Source organism: Advenella alkanexedens, from assembly GCF_019132845.1.
In the GTDB taxonomy this organism is placed as follows: Bacteria; Pseudomonadota; Gammaproteobacteria; order Burkholderiales; family Burkholderiaceae_B; genus Advenella; species Advenella alkanexedens.
In genome coordinates, this window is record NZ_JAHSPR010000003.1 from 1 (window position 1) to 18,749 (window position 18,749).

Annotated in this window: 19 protein-coding genes; 2 read left to right on the forward strand and 17 right to left on the reverse strand. The window is 48.3% G+C overall.

Annotated features, from left to right (window positions below; genetic code table 11):
- Window positions 1-141: 141 nt before the first annotated feature.
- From KU392_RS04490 to KU392_RS04565, 16 genes are all read right to left on the reverse strand, one after another.
- A complete protein-coding gene (locus KU392_RS04490; protein WP_217734684.1) occupies window positions 142-1,650 on the reverse strand; it encodes an MmgE/PrpD family protein in 1,509 nt (502 codons plus the stop codon).
- A 47-nt stretch (window positions 1,651-1,697) separates the two neighbouring features.
- A complete protein-coding gene (locus KU392_RS04495; RefSeq protein ID WP_217734685.1) occupies window positions 1,698-1,886 on the reverse strand; it encodes a hypothetical protein in 189 nt (62 codons plus the stop codon).
- A gap of 6 nt (window positions 1,887-1,892) precedes the next feature.
- Window positions 1,893-2,384 (reverse strand): hypothetical protein, encoded by a 492-nt coding sequence (locus tag KU392_RS04500; RefSeq protein WP_217734686.1) that lies wholly within the window; start codon window positions 2,382-2,384, stop codon window positions 1,893-1,895.
- A gap of 236 nt (window positions 2,385-2,620) precedes the next feature.
- Window positions 2,621-3,127 (reverse strand): DoxX family protein, encoded by a 507-nt coding sequence (locus tag KU392_RS04505; protein WP_217734687.1) that lies wholly within the window; start codon window positions 3,125-3,127, stop codon window positions 2,621-2,623.
- Between the two features lie 16 nt (window positions 3,128-3,143).
- The gene (locus KU392_RS04510; RefSeq protein ID WP_217734688.1) at window positions 3,144-3,599 is read right to left on the reverse strand and encodes a nuclear transport factor 2 family protein; all 456 of its coding nucleotides are present in this window, start codon (window positions 3,597-3,599) and stop codon (window positions 3,144-3,146) included.
- A gap of 99 nt (window positions 3,600-3,698) precedes the next feature.
- Window positions 3,699-4,787 carry a porin gene (locus KU392_RS04515; protein ID WP_217734689.1) on the reverse strand — a complete coding sequence of 363 codons (1,089 nt, stop codon included), beginning with the start codon at window positions 4,785-4,787 and terminating at the stop codon, window positions 3,699-3,701.
- 133 nt (window positions 4,788-4,920) lie between these two features.
- A complete protein-coding gene (locus KU392_RS04520; protein WP_217734690.1) occupies window positions 4,921-6,306 on the reverse strand; it encodes an MFS transporter in 1,386 nt (461 codons plus the stop codon).
- A gap of 509 nt (window positions 6,307-6,815) precedes the next feature.
- Window positions 6,816-7,253: a hemerythrin domain-containing protein gene (locus tag KU392_RS04525; RefSeq protein ID WP_217734691.1), complete on the reverse strand. Its 438-nt coding sequence runs from the start codon at window positions 7,251-7,253 to the stop codon at window positions 6,816-6,818.
- Window positions 7,246-8,265, reverse strand: coding sequence for a 4-hydroxy-2-oxovalerate aldolase (gene dmpG / locus KU392_RS04530; protein WP_217734692.1), 1,020 nt, complete (start codon window positions 8,263-8,265; stop codon window positions 7,246-7,248). The genes KU392_RS04525 and dmpG overlap by 8 nt, the downstream gene beginning before the upstream one ends.
- A gap of 2 nt (window positions 8,266-8,267) precedes the next feature.
- Entirely contained in the window at window positions 8,268-9,227 is a 960-nt protein-coding gene (locus tag KU392_RS04535; RefSeq protein WP_217734693.1) for an acetaldehyde dehydrogenase (acetylating), read from the reverse strand.
- 68 nt (window positions 9,228-9,295) lie between these two features.
- The gene (mhpD, locus tag KU392_RS04540) at window positions 9,296-10,084 is read right to left on the reverse strand and encodes a 2-keto-4-pentenoate hydratase (protein ID WP_217734694.1); all 789 of its coding nucleotides are present in this window, start codon (window positions 10,082-10,084) and stop codon (window positions 9,296-9,298) included.
- On the reverse strand, window positions 10,077-11,030 hold the full coding sequence (locus KU392_RS04545; RefSeq protein ID WP_246587318.1) for a LysR family transcriptional regulator: 954 nt from the start codon (window positions 11,028-11,030) through the stop codon (window positions 10,077-10,079). Before KU392_RS04545 ends, mhpD begins: the two co-directional genes overlap by 8 nt.
- A gap of 74 nt (window positions 11,031-11,104) precedes the next feature.
- Window positions 11,105-12,289, reverse strand: a complete 1,185-nt coding sequence (locus tag KU392_RS04550) for a flavin reductase family protein (protein ID WP_217734695.1) — start codon at window positions 12,287-12,289, stop codon at window positions 11,105-11,107.
- 72 nt (window positions 12,290-12,361) lie between these two features.
- Complete coding sequence (locus KU392_RS04555; protein WP_217734696.1) at window positions 12,362-13,537, reverse strand: acyl-CoA dehydrogenase family protein; 1,176 nt, start codon at window positions 13,535-13,537, stop codon at window positions 12,362-12,364.
- Window positions 13,538-13,589: 52 nt separating this feature from the next.
- Window positions 13,590-14,495, reverse strand: coding sequence for a VOC family protein (locus KU392_RS04560; RefSeq protein WP_217734697.1), 906 nt, complete (start codon window positions 14,493-14,495; stop codon window positions 13,590-13,592).
- 114 nt (window positions 14,496-14,609) lie between these two features.
- Entirely contained in the window at window positions 14,610-15,437 is an 828-nt protein-coding gene (locus KU392_RS04565) for an alpha/beta fold hydrolase (protein WP_217734698.1), read from the reverse strand.
- A gap of 361 nt (window positions 15,438-15,798) precedes the next feature.
- On the opposite strand from KU392_RS04565, the gene KU392_RS04570 reads away from it, so the two are divergent.
- The gene (locus KU392_RS04570) at window positions 15,799-16,428 is read left to right on the forward strand and encodes a tellurite resistance TerB family protein (protein ID WP_217734699.1); all 630 of its coding nucleotides are present in this window, start codon (window positions 15,799-15,801) and stop codon (window positions 16,426-16,428) included.
- Window positions 16,429-16,503: 75 nt separating this feature from the next.
- Here the strand turns inward: KU392_RS04570 and KU392_RS04575 are convergent, their stop codons facing one another.
- Window positions 16,504-17,247: an FMN-binding negative transcriptional regulator gene (locus KU392_RS04575; protein WP_246587319.1), complete on the reverse strand. Its 744-nt coding sequence runs from the start codon at window positions 17,245-17,247 to the stop codon at window positions 16,504-16,506.
- Here KU392_RS04575 and pdxR point away from each other — a divergent pair.
- Window positions 17,241-18,704 (forward strand): MocR-like pyridoxine biosynthesis transcription factor PdxR, encoded by a 1,464-nt coding sequence (pdxR, locus tag KU392_RS04580; RefSeq protein WP_217734700.1) that lies wholly within the window; start codon window positions 17,241-17,243, stop codon window positions 18,702-18,704. The genes KU392_RS04575 and pdxR overlap by 7 nt on opposite strands.
- Window positions 18,705-18,749: the final 45 nt, after the last annotated feature.

The window sequence follows — 18,749 nt, forward strand, 5'->3', positions numbered from 1 at the left end:
ACGGGGTAACGGGGTTGGTTCCGGGCTGATTTCTTCTAGATAGTCCATACGTGTCCATTTGCGATAGTGGACAAGTATGTTCATATTTTATTAGCGACTTGAAAAGATGACTTTACCGGACAGTTACTGCCTAACCCACCATTAAATAGCTAAGGCTGCGATTAGGTTAGCCACATCGGTTTCATTTTCCAAGTTCAAAATGCGCTGGTGAATGCGCTCTGCCTGCTGGCGCTTCATACCTGCCGCATCCGTACATTCGTAAACTTTTTTATTTACTTCTGCTTCGGTCATTGGGTTTTGCGGGTCGCCTTTAGCGTATTTAACAGTACGCGTATGGACTTTACCATCACGGGTATGCAGCTCAAGCCGTACAAAACCAGGCCCGCCATCTGGACGTACCAAGCTCTTGTCTTCTATGGTTTCCATACGCTTGGCCAAAGCCTTGAGGTCTTCTCGCTTCAATGCTTCCCCGGAGAAATGGCGTAAGCCTATGTCTCGATCTTGAATAGCAGCAGCTACCATCCAGGGATTGCTAAACTGCGCCTCGACAATAGTTTGAGGATTTTGTTTTTTCTCTAGTGGACGCCCTAAAAGCATCATCTCAGCAGGCGGGCTATAAATAACCACCTTTTCCACATCATCGGGCAAGAGATTGTGTTCATTGACCAAAGCCAGCGTGCCATCAATGGCAACATGACCCCCACGGCATGAGGGATAGGGTTTAGGTGCAATACCTAGCCCAGCAAAACGAGTGCCTAAATCGCCTAACAAAGCATCTTTAGAGTATTTTCCCCCATGATACTGGTTGAACAGCCCCTTGGGACCTTCTAAAACATGGAATGGCCCAAATACGCCTTGCTGCGCTAAACGAGCGGATAACAAACCACCAGAAGCGGCAAAACCCGCCCCCAAACGCTTGGCATGGGTACCGTCTACGCTGGCTTGGGCATTACCGGACAGTTGGTGATAAGCTAAACCCGCTGCAGCTACCATTTGTGCTTGATCCAACTTCAATAAACGCCCTGCCACCATCGCTGCCGCCAAGAAACCATACATAGGAGTAGGATCCCAGCCCACAATAAAAGGGGACACGCCAGGCGAGCCTGCCATGGATAAACGGCAAGCTAAATCTGTACCGACTGCTACAGCAGTTATTAACTCTTTACCACTGACACCACCGGCTAATTCCGCTGCGGCCAAAGCCACTGGAATGGTCACACAAGAAGCATGCATTAAAGAAGGCTCATAAGTATCATCATACTCAAGTGCCGCCGCCATTGCCGCATTTAAACGCACTGCATTTCCAGCAGGCAAACGTACTGATGTACCTAAAACCAGGCTTTCTTCATTACCGCCCGCTGTTTTACTCCATTCGTATAACTGTGCAATGCCATCCGAGTCCAAAGCCGGTAGCATAACGATAATGGTATCTAGAATTTGCCCTTTGGTGACTTTTATTACCTCTGCAGGTAAATCCTCATAGCGTGTATTTAAACAATAATCTGCCAAGGTATAAATAGCGTCTGGAACCGCTCCACCGGCACGCGCTAACTTATCAATGGCTTCTTGTGCCAGAGCCCATGAGGGGACTCCAGTTGCCAAGCCTGCTGCCAAAAAAGCAGATAGCTTGGCAAAATTACGACGAGTCATTGTCAAAATTGTCTCCTTCCCTCTTGTTATGTATCAATCGAAACGGGTTATCTGTCTTTTTTGTTTTTATCGCGAATTAGCATATAAATCAGCCCCGTCCACGAGGCAGCGAATGCCACTAAATCGTAATTACGAATGGGGCGGTATTCCGTATAAAACAAACCCGTTGATCCAATATAAGCAGCAGCAGTCAATAACAAGCAAGTCACTACTGCAATCCATTTTCCTTTATCCATTTTTATTTACCCTTTAACAATAGCGTTATGAGACGTATCAACATAGCCTTTATCCAGATCCGAGGTATAGGCTTTAGACCCATTCCATAACCAAAGCGGTTCCACTTTTGGCTTAATGACAGCAAACATCCAGCCGCTATAAGCCAACAACAAAATACCGTTTAAAAATAGCTCCTGAGGTCCCGTAAATAGTTGACGAGGGGTAGCCACGATAAAAGTGTTCAACCAGAAAATATTCACCGTAGCAGGAAACTCTAAAATCAATGCCAACAAGGGGAAACGGTTAAACAACAACATAGCTCCTGTCAGAATTTCTAGATATTTCACAAACTGATAGAGATAAATATCGGCGTTCGCCTGTACCCACTCTCCTCCAATACCTGGAATCATTGGTACATAACCAGTGAGGGCATAACGCACCCCAGAAAATAACAAGTGCGCCCCGAAATACAGGCGAATCCAATGAATAACGTAATAACTCGTCGAGCCGCGTATCATACTAAGTTTCCTTTATTAGTAAAAAAATTGTTGTAGCAAACGTGATTTTGTATTTGCTTCATTAAAACCTTCACCTCCGTCAGCGCCTCTAAAGTTTGAGTCATGGACTTCAGTGAAGTGATTTGAACGGGGTTCAAGTCGACTGAACTGCCACAGCTCTTGAACTTTTGTTCGAACTCTTGAGCAGCCAATACCAAACGACAACTAATGTCTGTTCCCTGCATAATGGCTTGCCTTTATTTAAAAATTTCTGGCAAACGTTTTAAGTCAGCCAAACGACCTGTACTCGCATTCAAAGACAGCATCGGCAAGTAATAACGAATGTAAGCCAACAACAAGATCACATTCATGTACAAGGTAGCAGTACCCATATAAGTCACGCTAAGCAAGCCGTCATAACGCAGATTCAAGAAAATGGCGTTGAAGAACACCATGCCACTGATAGGGAACAGAATCACCAAACCTAATGGCACAAATAAATTACAAACCAACATCAGGCCGCCAACAACCTCTAAGGTTTTAACTAAATCAAACAGCCCCACCTCAACAAAGGTAATGAGCATCTTGCTTGAATCAGGTAAAGAACCAAACGGTTGCGGGAAAACAGGTTGATAACCCCACTGATGCAACCAATAACTGGTACCACTCACAATCATCCACGCTCCTAAATAGAGGCGAAAAAAAGAAATAATTAATTGGCACACGGTGCTCAGATCAAACTTAATATTGCTAATTCCATTCATGGTTTGTTCCCTTCGCTCACTCATTCGTGGTTAGATGCACAGCAACTCGCTGACTGAGAACCGTTGTGGGCTCTCCAGTACGATGTACGATACGTTCGCGTGACAGAATACGTCCACCTCTCACGTGATAAACTTCGATGAACTCAGTAGGCACACCATTGGCATCCTTAGCACTGAAATGCACGGCCACATTAAAACCTTCAGCAATTACACGAATCACTTCTGGAGTGAAAGTCTCTCCATTGGGTAGAAGTCGCTCTGCCGGTACTTCGTCCTTGGTATTAGCCAGGAAAAACAACTCTTTTGCCTCTTCCTCCTTACCCTGCTCATACACCATATCCATATACAACGCGACCACATCACGAGGTAACTCACCTTCTCCTGGCGACCACGTCCAACGAGGGTTGGTATGTAAACCATGAGCAATCCAAGCCACAAAAATGGCGCCTATCAAAATAGATAAAATTCGCATATCACTTCCTTATTAAAAGGCTTTTAGGTTATCAGGAGAGTATCAGGCCCAGACCAGTTACCCCAACCTAAACCCTCTAACTTAAGCCATAGTTATAATTTAAAATCGATGGTGAATACCGATGCCAAAAGCAGTAACCTTGGCATTGAGACGATGAGGACTAGGCATACCTGAGGGCGGGAAAATCGTTTGACGGGAATTGCCCCTGTTATTGAGCTGTTTAAAGTAGGAATACAGTATCGTGCGCTTGGAGAGGTTATGCACATAACCTACCGCCCATGTCCTCACGCCATAATCATCAGTATTTGGCTCATTGCCAAACGGTGTTTCGTTATTCACACGCCCATAGGCCATATGCACTGCACCGGCATCACTCACAGGAACACGCGCCCCCACTTGCCAAGCACGGTCTGAGCCACTGTAACCGTGGGTTTTACGAATTTGGTAACTGCCAAATAACGTAGCCCAGGAAAACTGATAACGCACCCCTAAAGCATGCTCAATCTGCTTGCTAGTGCCAGGGCTATTGTCTGTTGTGGCTGAGCTATGGCCAAAACCATAACTCACACGTAAGGCACCGTCGTCATAGGTTAAAGAAGCCAAGTCAAAACGCTTGTTACGTACGCCGGGGACCCGGTCAATCCCTCTAAACCCGTGTTGATAACCAAACTCAAAATTACTGATTTTGGGAGAAACATACAAGATTGCATTATCCATACGAGCAGGATCACCCAATGGGTTGTACATCCATGCTCTAGGCACCTCACCCGTCAAAGATCCCATTACGGAACCGGGTGCTATCATCATGGGATCAAACTCACCACTAAAGCGATAACCCAAGCCCTGTAAACGACCCGCAGTCACCGTACCGTAAGTTTTGCTCTTTAACCCCACGAAAGATTGGCGCCCAAACAAACGTTTTCCCTGACTTGATTCCCCAGTGTTGAGATCAAAACCACCCTCAAGCGTAAAAATCACATCCAGGTCTTCATTAAGCTTTTCTACGCCACGCAAACCAAAACGTGAGCCGCCCAAGCCTCCTGAGTTTAGACCGGTACTCCTAGAACCTTCCTGACTAAAATGACTGAAATTCACGTCAAGCACACCGTATAAAGTGACTGATGTTGCAGACGCAGCGCACGGCAAAGCCGCCGCCATAAATACGGCAATTAAATATTTTTTATTCACTGTCTCTTCCTCTTTTTTTGGAATGGTACAGCGGCAGGATTATCCTCATACCGCTGTCCTTTGTTGGCTTCCGACTTCAGTTTTACGTTTCAGTAAAAGCCAACCTTGCTTTAAACTACTAAGTAAGTTACTACTAAGTAAGTTGTTGGTGCTGAACGTTAGCGTTATACTTGTAACTAGAGTCGGGCTTTTGTTCTGGCTCGGTAGTTGTAGCCAACTCTTGATCAAAGTGATCACGGCTGTAAATGTAAGCAATACAACTGATCACGCAAATGGCGGCAAAGTACAGAGCGACCCACTGTGGATTGGTACCCCCCCCTACCGCCAACAGACTAGCTGCGATCAAGGGTGACAAGCCGGCGCCCAGCGTGGAAGCAATCTGGAATGTCAAAGCAATACCGCTATAACGCACATCTGCCGCAAATTTTTCACTAAGCCAAGTATTAAACACGCCCCCCATCATGGCTTGAACAACAGGCATGGCAAGCACCATAGCCAACGTTAAAGTCCAGAAGCTTTGATGGTGTACTAACAGGAAAATAGGCCATATCACAACAATGCCTGTTAGCGCACCGCTAATCATCAATAAACGACGACCCACACGATCCGACAACGCACCAAATAGGGGCAAAGTGAAAATATTCAAGAAGTTAGCAATGGTCATTGCCACCAAAGCACTGGTATGAGAGTGACCAGCCACAACAGCGTAGTTCAGCAAAAAAGCGGCGGCAAAAGTTGCAAAGGACAAGGGTGCCAAACCACCGATCACACCAGAGAAAATATGACGCTTGTTGTAACGGAATACGGTTACCAAAGGAATGCTCGGTTTTTTGCCTTCCTCTTCCATTTTCTTGCGGGCTTCTGCGTACTCAGGTGTTTCCGTTACTTTCATACGAATCATCAAGCCCACGACCGTAAGCAATACGCTACACAAGAAAGGAATACGCCAACCCCAAGTCAGGAATTGATCGTTAGGCAATAAGGTAAAGGGAGTCATCACCAAAGTACCTAGTACCGCACCGGTTGGACCACCTGCACTCACTAAACTGACCGCAAAACCACGACCACGTTTTTTAGCGTGCTCCATGGACATCAAAGTGGCACCACCCCACTCTCCCCCAATGGCGATACCCTGGAGTAAACGCATGAGCACCAATAAAACAGGAGCAGCAACACCAATCTGCTGATAAGTGGGCAACAAGCCAATCATCATGCTGGCCAAGCCCATTAAGACCAGCGTCACCACCAGGACGTTCTTACGCCCAATACGATCACCATAGTGCCCAAAAACAATAGCGCCTAACGGGCGTGCAAAATAGCCCACTGCAAAAGTCGCAAAGGATGACAAAGTTGCCGCCATCGGATCCAGGGCTACGAAAAAGACCTTAGGAAAAACGAGGGCCGCAGCCACGCCATATAAAAGGAAATCATAATATTCGAGCGTAGTACCAAGATAACTCGCTAAAATAGCGCGTCGCTTTTGTTTCTCTTGCTCTATTACCTTATTAGAGTTTGTCATAACGTTTCAGATTAGATTAGATTAGGTTAAGTTGGGTACTCAGCGTAACAGTACAGTACGCCCTTCATTCCAGTAATTAGGTAACCTGAATAAGCATGAAAGCATTTCGCCAAGCCTATTTCGATTATCAACACCTCATGAAGTCATAGAGCAAAATTAAAATAGATTTATAGCTCTTACTTACGCTGAACGAAGTTGACAGAAATAGCCTTAGTTCAAGGCCACGGAAAAAGAAGAAGAAACAAGCAACGAGATTGAAATGCTTAAACAAGCAGCACTCGCTAGCAGGGAACAGTTAGTACAGGGACTATCCGTTTCGTTAAAATACTTATGCAATCTTGGCATGGTGTTGTCTCCTATTTTTCTAGAATAACGCTCTAGAATTTATTTTCTAAAATTATTAACCAAGTCTCAGATAATCACAACTCAAAATCGTGAATGACTGCTATACGTAAACCAGATTGCAGAAACCATAGGCGAAAAGCCGCAGCACCTATGGCTTTGAGAATTTAGACACGTTTCATAGGCTTGAATACCATGGGTTTTCCCTTAAGTCGATCTTTACCCATCCAATGAGCCAAAGCGGAGTCTAAATGAGTAGTATGCCCGGGAAACCACTCCGCTAGAGCCTGAGTTAAAGATCGACAAACTTGAGTATTACCCTCAGCCAACAAAATTCGAACCTCAGCTACCGATTTCAGCACCGCGATGTGCTCATCCATATGGCACTGACGTGGTGGAAACAGAGTCTGCTCCATCCACGTATTTTCTTCATCAAAATGCGCTTGCAGATGCGTTTCCATTTGTTTGAGGCGTTCGGGCAACTGCTCATCGGCAGCCTCCTGGAGTTGAGCCAACAACGCCAGGAACTCGTCATGGATATGATCCATCGGATCATATCCCAAGGTGTAATCCACCTCCCAATGAATTGTGTGCTGTTCAGTCATTTCGTCTTAGCAAATCTAAAGCCACGTCCACAATCATGTCTTCCTGCCCCCCCACCATACGACGTTTGCCTAGTTCAACAAGAATATCAACGGCTTTTAAGTCAAACTTGGCTGCGGCGGCCTCGGCATGACGCAAGAAAGAGCTATACACACCGGCGTAACCCAAAGCCAGAGTCTCCCTGTCTACGCGCACAGGACGGTCCTGCAAAGGACGTACAATATCGTCTGCCGCATCCATGAGTTTGTAGAGGTCAGTACCATGCTTCCAGCCCATATGGTCAACAGCAGCAATAAAAACCTCCAAGGGAGCATTACCAGCACCTGCGCCCATACCCGACAAGCTCGCATCAACGCGATCACATCCTTCTTCTACAGCCACAATTGAGTTGGCTACGCCTAAAGCCAGGTTATGGTGAGCGTGCATACCCGTTTGGGTTTCTGGCTTCAAAACATCTTTGAACGCCCTAAAACGATCCCGTACATCCTGCATGCCCAAGGCACCACCCGAATCCACCACATAACAACATGTGGCGCCATAGCTCTCCATGAGCCTGGCTTGTTGGGCAAGATTTTCAGGGGTAGTCATATGACTCATCATCAAGAAACCCACCGCTTCCATGCCTAGCTCGCGGGCATATTCAATATGCTGCCTGGAAACATCAGCCTCGGTGCAATGAGTAGCCACACGCACTACGCGCACACCGGCTTCATAGGCAGCTTTCAAATCATGGACAGTACCAATACCTGGTAACAACAAGGTGGCAATTTTGGCCTGTTTCACTACACTGGCTACCGCCTCAATCCACTCCAGGTCGGTGTGTGCCCCAAAGCCATAGTTAAAGCTGGAGCCTTGCAAGCCATCACCATGAGCCACCTCAATAGAGTCAACCCCCGCCTCATCAAGGGCTTGGGCAATTTGACGCGCATTGTCTAAACTGTATTGGTGACGAATGGCGTGACTGCCATCACGTAAAGTCACATCAGAAATGTAAATTTTTTTAGTGATTGTCATGTTTACTCTCCTTGTGTAGCGACAGCTTCGCTCACCAACATACGTTTAGCCATACGCTCTGCGGTCTGAAGCGCAGCGCTGGTCATGATATCCAGGTTGCCCGCATAAGCAGGTAAATAGTGCGCAGCACCCTCTACCTCTAAAAAGATACTGGTGCATAAACCGGTGACCGCATCACCAACACCGGGAATACGGGTCGGTTTTTCAATTCGGTCAAACTGTACCTTTTGCTTTAAGCGATAACCGGGCACATAGCTTTGCACCCCGGCCACCATTTTTTCTACAGCAGCTTCGATTGCCGCTTCGTCTGCAAAATCACTGAGGGTATAAACGGTATCACGCATCACCAAAGGAGGCTCCGCAGGGTTCATAATAATGATGGCCTTGCCTTTGGTGGCACCACCAATCACTTCAATGGCCTTAGAGGTTGTTTCCGTAAACTCATCAATATTAGCGCGGGTCCCGGGACCAGCACTTTTGCTCGCAATAGAAGCAATAATTTCACCATAATGCACTTTGGCTACACTGCCCACCGCTGCGACCATCGGGATCGTAGCCTGCCCACCACAAGTCACCATATTCAGGTTCAAGGCATCCAAATGCTGCTCACCATTGACGACAGGCACACAGTAAGGCCCAATCGCAGCAGGTGTTAAATCAATCATACGGATATTGGGTTTAAAACTGCGCAAAAACCCGTCATTTATGACATGAGCCCCTGCACTGGTCGCATCAAACACAAAATCAATGTCTGAAAAAACAGGCAGCTGGGCTAAACCCTCTACCCCTTGGTGCGTTGTAGCCACACCCATACGTGCAGCACGTGCCAGGCCATCGGAATTGGGATCAATGCCCACCATGGCTCCCATTTCTATGTTTTTACCATTGCGCAAGATTTTGATCATCAAATCTGTGCCAATATTGCCGCTACCAATAATGGCAGCTTTTAGTTTGCGCGTCATTGCGTCCACCTTCAAGAAAAAATCAGTCGGGAGCGAAAACCTCGCCTTCCCTAATTAATGACAAAAAATTAAGGCGCTGCAAAACGAGTGCGTACTCGCCCCACACCACTAATCGTTGCCTCAAACGAATCACCTGGACTCACTGGCACCATAGGCCCTAAGGCTCCCGTCAAGACCAAGTCGCCTGCCCGTAATGGTTGACCTAATTGGGCCAATTTACGTGCTAACCACAACGCCGCATTGAGAGGGTGCCCCAAACAAGCTCCACCATTGCCTTCCGAAACCATTTCACCATTTCTGGTCATGCTCATTTCAACCAATTTCAAATCCAAACCTTGCAAAGGAATGGGAGCGCCACCAACTACCACTAAACCACTGGAAGCGTTATCGGCTACCGTATCGACAAAACGAATATCCCAGTTAGCAATTCTGCTGCCCACGATTTCAATCGCTGGCAACACATAGGAAACTGCATTCATTAATTCAATTAAAGTCGTATCTTCGCGCACCAGGTCTTGACCTAGTACTAAAGCCACCTCGGCCTCGACCTTAGGCTGCAAGGTACGATTCAACTGAATTTCCTCATCATCGCCAAACACCATATCGGCAAATAAGGTGCCAAAGTCAGGCTGGTTTACACCCAACTGTTTTTGCACCACAACTGAGGTTAGGCCAATTTTGCGGCCAACAATGCGTCTACCTAGCAGCAAAGCATGTTCCACATTGGCCATCTGTATGGCATAGGCTTGCTCTTCGCTGTCCTTGATAAGCTCATCTCTAATCGGAGCAATCGGGCTACGTGTTTGCTCAGCTTCGCGTAAACGCCCGGCTAAATCTTGAATTAATCGATCATTCATTCTGGTCTACTCCATCCTTCCAATCATTATTTGGTGCATCACTAAAAATTTCTAACAGAGTTTCTTTCACCACTGCAGACGCAGCCTGCGAAAGTAAGCTACGCGCTTGTTTTGCCTGGGAAATCAAACTCATGGTGGCTTCTAACCGAGGCTCTACAATTTTTTGCCAGCTTAAATCGGGCAAGCTACTTAATTTCTGTAAGCTGCCCGGCAAAATAGCGTATCCACCTCCTTTAGAAACAATCTCTACCGTTGATGCAGTCGAATCAATCTCCAAGACAATATTCAACTGCAGACCCAACCGTGCTGCCTCTGTCTCCAGGGCAGGGCGAGTCCATTGATTGCTATAGGGCAAAATCAAAGGATATTGCACTAAATCTCGCAAAGTGATAGTCGCTGCCGGAGATTTCTCACCCTTCGGGCCAACTAAATACAACTGCTCCGTGGCAAGCGGTTCAATCTGCAGGTTCGGCGAACCAGCAGGGCTTAGCACCAAGGCAAAGTCCACCTGCCCCAGCAGTACTTTGTCATACAAAGCCCCCGATAACCCTTCTGTTAAACGTAACGAAGCCAAGGGAAATTTTTCTTTCAAACGTGGGGCTAATTTAGGGATTAACACTCGCCCTATACTGGGCGTTAAGCCAATCACTACATTACCGGCATACATCGCACTGGAGTCACGCACCGAATGGATAGCCGTTTCCATGGTATGAATAATGGAGCGGGCATACTCAATAAAAGTATTCCCCCGATCCGTTAAACGTACGCCTCGACCATGCCGATGAAACAGGCAGGCCCGTAACTCCAGCTCCAAAGCCCTTACATGCCTGCTCAAGGTAGGCTGGGGAATTTTTAATAAATCCGACGCTTTGACATAACTGCCGGCTTCAGCCACGGCAACGAAAGTACGAAGTTGAGCAAGGTCCATAGCAACAGAGGAAGTCATAATAGAAATTTACCTACAGAAAGAAAAACCCAAACACCAAATGCCTGCACTTATTTACCCGGACCTCTCAACCTTCAGTCTGAGAATTGCGCCAGCAAAGCTTCCACCTGCGTTGCCGCATTGCGCAAACGATCTAAGTAACGATCTACCTCAGCGCCCTGTACGGAACGTGGCAACTCACTAAGCCGCAATACAAAAGCCGTATCACCGGATGAGCGACGTACAGGCACTGATAAATGCAGCACATCGTAGTGTTGGGTTTTCTCTATTTGTACCGGCTCATGCAGGTCAAACATCTTAGATAAAGTATGTAAAAAGCGGCGTTCCTGCTCTGGCGTTCTATGTGGACAAGAGTACAACTCCACGGCCTCCTCAAGCTCACCGGCACTTAAATCACCAAGTAAAGCAATAGACCAACCGCGTTCTTGCACGCGTTCCAATTGCTGCTGTGCCCGATCGGCGGCTTCCGCACCATTTTTCCCCAGCCGTACCAACCAGTCTTCTACTGAAATAGCATTGGCTCCGCCTACAAATAATGTGCCTAGCGGCGGTACCATTGGAGTCCGCACCCCTAAACGGTTTTTACCCAGCTGCGCTTCAGAATGATCCGCAACGGCTACATACACAGATTCCTGCCCTACAGCTGTTACCACGCTACAGCCCACGCGCAACTCACGTGCTACGGCATCAATCTCTTCACGCGCCAATTCCGCCAGGCGCACCTGATGCAATACTTCCCGGTCACTCGCCAACATCAGCGAGCTGGTAGAAAAACGCCCATAACCCCGCTGAAAAAAAAGTAGCGGTGATGCATCACGCTCCAGGCTCATGGTTTTCACTGCACCTAAAACAATGTAGTGATCGCCACCATCCACCACATTGGCGTATTCACAATCAATCCACGCCACCACCCCATCAATCACGGGATTGCCTTCAAGACTCTTATGCCACGGCACCGTAGCAAATTTATTTTCACCGAATGAGGCTAACTGACGGCAAATAGACTCTTGGTCTGCGGCCAGAATATTGATGCAAAATTGATCTGAGGCAGCTCGCAACTGATTAAAAGTCCGGGACGACTTCATTGGCAAAAAAGCAACCAGAGGCGGCTCCAGCGACACCGAGGTAAACGTGCCTACCACGATCCCAATTGGCTCTCCCGCAGGATCAAACCCAGTCACTACGGCAACACCCGTGGGATAATTACCTAACACCGCCCGAAAGGTTTCACTATTAACTTGGCTGTTCCTGTTTTCCATGATGTTTTCCTTATATAAGCCATGTCACGCCGGATGCCGCTACCAATTCATCACAACGACACCCAAGCTAAATTAAATAATTACACCTGCTGGAACTGGAACTCCATATAAGGAACCAGCAAAAGCAGCATACACAGGCTCTTGCACGTTACATGCATGACCCAAAGCCACCGATAAATCACGCCACTGACGCTGAATCGGATTCGAGAGACGGTTCGCATTCCCACCGGCATTTTTAAATACCAAAGCGGCTGCGTCGGCAGCACGATGAACTGCACGCACTTGGTGCACTCGGGCACGCGCTTGCATTTCACTGGTCACACGACCACCACCTAATACCAGCTCGTAGGCATCAGTAATGTCATTCAATACCTGATTGCGTGCTGCATCGATATCCACAATAGCGGAACCCAAGGACGCCATGTGGTACGGATTTTGAGTGGCTTTCACCCCCATACGGGACACGCGGTCGCGAGAGTAGTCAGAGAAATGACGCACCACACCATCCGCAATACCAATGGTGGCGGCAGCAATAGCCCCCGGGAACAGCAAATCAAACGGCACTTGGTATAAAGGCGACTCGGGGCGATATTTGGACGCGTACTCCCTGGAGTTCAACCGCCCTACTTCCAATGTGCGGTAATCCGGTACAAAAGCATCCTTCACCACCACATCTTTACTGCCTGTGCCCGCCAAACCCATTACCTTCCAGGAGTCTTGCAAGATCTCATAGTCAGCACGAGGCAAGATAAAGTGGCGGGGCTCGGTAAACTCATCGGCGGGACCGCCTTCTTTTTCAGCACGGCCACCCAGTACCACCCATTTACAGTGATCGGTACCGGAAGAAAATGGCCACTGACCATTCAAAATAAAACCACCCTCTACACGTTTGGCACGGCCAATAAAGGCATAAGGCGAAGCGATCCAGGTGTCAGGATCCTCACCCCACACTTCCTCTTGAACGCGGGGATCTGCCTGTGCAAACTCAAAGGGGTGTACGCCCACTACGCCACTCACCCAACCAATAGATGGGGCACGAGCGGTCAGCTCCATGAGTACTTCAAAAAACTCGCGCGGGTGTATTTCGTGGCCACCATAATCTTTGGGTTGCAACATACGAATCACACCGGAGTCACGCAATAAACGGGCAGCCTCATCCGAAATACGACCTAACTCCTCACTATCATTTACTTCGTTAGCGACCAAATCGCTCAACTTTTTTAACGCTTCTTTACCTAGAGCCTGCATGATTGACTTCCTTTTTAAAAATTCTTAAACAGTTTGTGTTGTGAGCTAAAGCTCAGCCCTGTTGATTAGCGGGTTTAATGGGTAGAAAGGGGGACAACTCGGGGTGCTGGGGATGGTGGCCCCACGAACTGGTCTGGTCGTAATAACGTGGCGCACACAAATCATCCACATCCTCCCCCCCCCAACCATACTCAATACGGAAATTGGCCGGAGACTGCAGATAAAAAGAGACCATGCGATCATTGGTATGACAACCCAACGTTCGCGTAATAGGGATGTCATGCTTCAAACACAAATCCAGGCCGGCTCCCACATCATCCAACGACCGGGTCTCAATCATTAAATGCAAAAACGCGGCTTTATCACCAGGCGCTCGCGCCACCGCCAACGAGTGATGACGTCCGTTCACATGATAAAAGAAGGCATAAATAGGTGGCATATCCACGGTGTCAGACAATTTAAAGCCCAAGACATCACGATAAAAACGATCGTTTTGCTCCAAGTCGGGTACCGCAAACACCACATGGCCCAAACCTTGGTCTCCCGTACGGAAACCACTCATGGCACGACCTGGATGGAAAGATGTTTTGGAACGCATATGTCCCCAAATCAACTCATGACGGATACCTGCCGGATCAATGAACCAGTAAAAACCAATCACCTTCCGCACAGCCGCCTCGTCTTCTGAGGCCCGTTTGGCTTTAATCCCATAGGCTTCCAAGCGGGCCACAACTTGCCCGGCCCCTTCAATACCCGTCGTTTCCCAACCAACGTAAGCAACACCATTTTCTTCACCAGGATGAATGGCCACTCGATAAGCCATCTCATCAAAGCGTAAACACACGGCACCATCAGGACCAGGCTCTACGAGCTCACAACCCAGAATGGAAGGACCAAAACTTTCCCACTCTTTGTAATCAGGTGAGGTAGCACCAAAATAAGCAAGAGAAGTAATCATGCTTTTTCCTTTTTAGCTGCTTCTGAACACATAATCTAGAATATTAGTTCATTAAAAATTAAAAAAAACAGGCCGAGTGAACAGACTAATAATCACCCTCACCCACTATGTTTTTCAGCCTTGGATGAACGAAGCCACAGAACGGTTAAATTCGTCTGCATGCTCTAGCTGTACCCAGTGACCACAACGTGTTACAAGCAACAAGCGTGCATCTGGGATATGACGTACCAAGTGCAGGCCGGCAGTAAAGGGCACGGTTCTGTCATCACGGCCATGAATCAACAAAGTCGGTGCTTTGATGTCAGCCAGGCGACTTTGGTCAATACGCACCATGGGCTTGCCATGACCGCTGATCCAGCCTTCAATATGGTCAGGCCTTGAAGTCAAAATCTGTACGCGTTCAGCAATGAACTCATCAGTCACATAGCTACTGTCAAATGCCATGGTGGCAATAAATTTGCGCATCGTTTCCGGACCAGGCTCAAAATAAGCCGCTTCCAGCGCTTTCACGCCTTCACTCAAACCCACTGGGTCAAAAATGCTAGGTACACCAGCAGAAGAACCTAAAGTGACTAAGTGCGTGACTAAATCAGGACGCTCATAGGCAAAACGGATACAAGAAGAACCACCCATCGAGTTACCCACCACAGCAACAGGACCTAAATCCAACGCTTCGATGAACTCAGCCAAAGCACCGCTGTTATCACGTTGATCGTACTTAACGGACTGGGATTTGCCCCAGCCTGGCAGGTCAACCGCAAATACACGGAAACGCTCAGCCAAATAAGGAATGTTTGGGTGAAAATTACTCCAGCCCGAAGCACCGGGACCACCGCCGTGCACCAAAACCAGCGGTGTGCCTTCACCCGCCTCGTTATAGTGAATATCCCAGCTTTTGGTCTTAATACGTTTACTAGTGTTTTCTTCAGTCAAAATTTTCATTTGTCTCTCTCTGCTGTATAGGCGCCTTGATGTTAGGTGGCGCAAGGTTAATCATGGCATCGTGCCTGCATCGATCTTGAGCAGTCACTGACGATAACAATCAAAAAAATATAATTTGATATAAATCAAGTTATCACAAGATTTGGATAATACTAGAATACTTATTCTAGAGCATATAATCGTTTACCCGTATTCAGGAAATACCTGAAAAAGCAGCTGTTGCCGTGTTGATCGCGTCAGCAATTATTGGGGCCACACCTGATTACCTCAGTAACCGAGTTGAAAATCAGACTATTTTTTCATGAACCAATTATGCTGTTCATCATCTAGCCCTGACCATTTTTTTAATCCAGAGTGACATATGTCAATACAAAACGTTTTACAGCAATTGATGCAATCGGCACAGGGCTTGATGTCTGAGAAAAACAACTCACAAGCCAAGCCGGCTTCTTCTTCAGGCAACTCGTCTAGTCTTAAGGGTTTTGCAGATGGTGCCCTTACCGGTGGGGCGTTAGCCTTATTGATGGGCAACAAAGCCCAGCCACAACAAGCCACCAGCCAGCCGCCTGCCGCACCTGCACCCGCACAAATCGCCCATCAAACCCAGGCCTTCAAGCAGCTGCCCGCCACCGAACTGGAGCAACACAGCAAGCTTATCCTGAGCGCGATGATTTCAGCCGCCAAAGCCGATGGCCATATCAACGCCGACGAACAGCGCTTGCTGGAAGCCGAATTTGACCGATTAAATGCATCACCCGATGAGCACGCCTGGATTCGTGCCCAGATTAATGGCCCTGCTGACCCGGCCACTGTTGCCAAGCTGGTGAAAACGCCCGAGCAGGCTGCCGAAGCCTATATGGCCAGCGTGCTGGTTAATGGCGCCGACAGCTTCATGGAACGTGCTTATTTAGACGAACTGGCACGCCAGCTGGGTCTGGAAGAAAGCCTGAAAACCCATTTGGAGAATTCGGCTTTAAGCCCGCAGCGGTAAGCGCCACGCGACTAATCATCAAACTAGTAAAAATGGCAGAGATTACGACCGTAACTCTGCGCAGAACCAGTGCCCTTACCGTTGCTCCATCAAGGCCACCATGGCGGGGCAACCGCCCTCTGCTCTCAGTCCGTCAATAACTCCCTGGTGGTCTACTGAAAGTCGATTTTGACTGATCTTCCACTTTCCTTCAATGGAACGAATGGAAATCTCAATGCCAACAAGACCCTTGAGCTGTGCCTCAATGAAGTACTCTGGCGCATCGGAGACTTTCCAGGGATATTCCCGCTCACGCTCACGATTGTTCGTTAGCTGTTCAAGCTGGGCGAGAATCCAACCGGAATCCTTAATGACCCGGGCATCCCCTCTCACCTGAACCATCACAAAATTCCAAGTGGGCACAACTTTCCCGTGCTCTGTCTTGGACGGATACCACGATGGTGTCACATAACTTTCTGGTCCCTGAAAGACAACCAAGATCTCGGTGCCTTCGCATAGTTCCTCAAGCTGCTTGTTTCCTCGAGCAAGATGGGCGCGCAATATTCCATAATCACCCCCTTCATGCAGCGAAAATGGAATTAAATTTGCCATCAAACCACCCCTGCCTGCAGTTATCAGGGTCGCCAGCGGATAGGCGGCTATCAAGCCATGGAGAACCTCCATACGTTCTTCTCGAAACAGGCCAGGACAATGCATTATGACTCCTTCTTTATCGGTTAATGGGCTCATTTTCACACTTAACTGGTCTATAATTAAGGGCCAGATAATGAATAAATCAATAGTCCAGTTTGCAATACCCAAGGGGAAAACAAATGCCAAAACGTCCACTTGTCATTGAAATTCCCGCTCTGGGAACCATCGACCGCACCAAGGGACACATTGGCCAACAACTTACCGATTCACTTCGCAAGGCCATTTCAACAGGCGAGCTAAAGGCTGGTGAACGCTTGCCTTCCAGCCGTGCGTTAGCAGATTCACTGGGCGTGTCACGTGGAACGGTAACTGAAGCCTATGAGCAATTGCGAGCCGAGGGATTGCTGGACACTAAAGCCAGTGCCAGCACACGCGTTGCCGCCGGACTCCAGGAATGGGATACGCCTGCGCAAAGAACCATTAACCAACAAACAGAGCAACCACCCTCACTTCCCACATCAGCCTCCCTTTACATCGCCATGGCAGACCATCTAACGCCGCTGCCATCCGTACCGTTTTCAGTCGCCGTCCCAAGAGGTGAGGTCGCGATGGATGATCATTGGCGCAGACTTGGCAACCGAATCCGCACTTCGCCAATGGCGGCTCCGTCTGGCTATACCTGTCCGCAAGGCCTGCTCCCCTTGAGAGAAGCGCTTGCCGATTATTTGCGACGGGCGCGTGCCGTGAATTGTGAGGCTGAAAACATCATTATTACGGAGGGTACCCAGCAAGGCCTATACCTGGCCAGCAAAGTTTTACTCGCTCCGGGTGACTTGGCCTGGGCTGAAGATCCCGCTTATCCCGGGCTAACCGCTGTACTGCAAGACCGTGGTGTCCAAGTGAGCCGGATACCCGTAGATACCCAGGGGATGAATCTTGCCAGTGCGTTGGAAACATGCCCTGCCGCCCGTGCTGCGTTTGTTACCCCGTCACACCAATATCCCCTCGGGATGCCAATGAGCATGCCCCGACGCCTTGCGCTGATCGATTGGGCACGGCAGTATGATAGCTGGATTGTTGAAGACGACTACGACAGCGAGTTGCGTTATACCGGACAGCCCTTTCCTGCAATGCAGGGTCTGGCCCCCAAGCGGGTGATTTACCTGGGTACATTCAGCAAAGTGCTGGCTCCCTCGCTGCGCCTTGGATACATCGTGGTTCCCGGGTTTCTTCTCAAATCCTTCATAGGGGCTCGTTCCCTGTTAGGTCGAAGCTCACCATTAACGGAACAGCACGTTGTCGCAGCCTACATGAAGGAGGGTTATTTTGACACTCACATCCGGCGAATTCGGGCAATCTACGGAGAGCGGCGTCAAGTGTTAATTGATGCACTCCAAAGAGAGATACCCGAGTTAAAAGTTCAACCTGCCGACCAAGGCATGCATATCGTTGTCTCGCTTCCTGAAGGCCAGGATGATGTAGCAATTGCATCTGCAGCAAGCACAGCGGGTATCTCTGTGCGCGCCCTCTCACCGATGTGTTCAGACAATCTACAACTTTCTGGCCTAATGCTCGGATTCGGCGGTTTTACTGAGGCACAACTCCTAAGCGCAGTGAAAAAGCTGCGCCAAGTTTTAAAATAAAGGGCAAGCGTACATAACGCTGAACATTCATTAATAAAAAGCATA